The 1,029-nt window shown below is 57.2% G+C and carries 1 rRNA gene; it reads right to left on the bottom strand.

Annotated elements, in window-relative coordinates:
- Nucleotides 1-1,029: ribosomal RNA gene (locus tag AB0L06_RS43520) — 23S ribosomal RNA — on the bottom strand; the annotation flags it as partial.

The raw sequence follows: 1,029 nt of genomic DNA, 5'->3' as shown, positions 1-1,029 counted from the left end.
CAGGCTTACCCCGGGACAACCATCGCCCGGGCTGAGCTACCCTCCTGCGTCACCCCATCGCTCACCTACTACCACTTAGGGTCCCACGCTCCCCAACCAAACAAACCCGAAGGTTCGTAAGGCGGATCGGGTGGTTAGCATCAATGGATTCAGCGTTGGCGCATACCAGCGGGTACGGGAATATCAACCCGTTGTCCATCGACTACGCCTGTCGGCCTCGCCTTAGGTCCCGACTTACCCTGGGCGGATTAGCCTGCCCCAGGAACCCTTGGTCATTCGGCGCACACGTTTCTCACGTGTGATTCGCTACTCATGCCTGCATTCTCACTCCCACACCCTCCACCGCACGATCACTCGACGGCTTCACCGGATGCAGGACGCTCCCCTACCCATCCCAAACAAGTTTGGAATGCCACGGCTTCGGCGGTGTGCTTGAGCCCCGCTACATTGTCGGCGCGGAATCACTTGACCAGTGAGCTATTACGCACTCTTTCAAGGGTGGCTGCTTCTAAGCCAACCTCCTGGTTGTCAAGGCAACTCCACATCCTTTCCCACTTAGCACACGCTTAGGGGCCTTAGCCGATGATCTGGGCTGTTTCCCTCTCGACTACGAAGCTTATCCCCCGCAGTCTCACTGCCACGCTCTCACTTACCGGCATTCGGAGTTTGGCTGACGTCAGTAACCTTGTAGGGCCCATTAGCCATCCAGTAGCTCTACCTCCGGCAAGAAACACGTGACGCTGCACCTAAATGCATTTCGGGGAGAACCAGCTATCACGGAGTTTGATTGGCCTTTCACCCCTAACCACAGGTCATCCCCCAGGTTTTCAACCCTGGTGGGTTCGGGCCTCCACACCGTCTTACCGGCGCTTCACCCTGCCCATGGCTAGATCACTCCGCTTCGGGTCTACAGCATGCGACTAAAACGCCCTATTCAGACTCGCTTTCGCTACGGCTACCCCACACGGGTTAACCTCGCCACACACCATAACTCGCAGGCTCATTCTTCAAAAGGCACGCCATCACGAA

The organism is Spirillospora sp. NPDC052269, assembly GCF_040679435.1.
In the GTDB taxonomy this organism is placed as follows: Bacteria; Actinomycetota; Actinomycetes; order Streptosporangiales; family Streptosporangiaceae; genus Spirillospora.
Note: the sequence above shows the minus strand (reverse complement) of the source record. Positions and strands in the feature narration are given on the sequence as shown.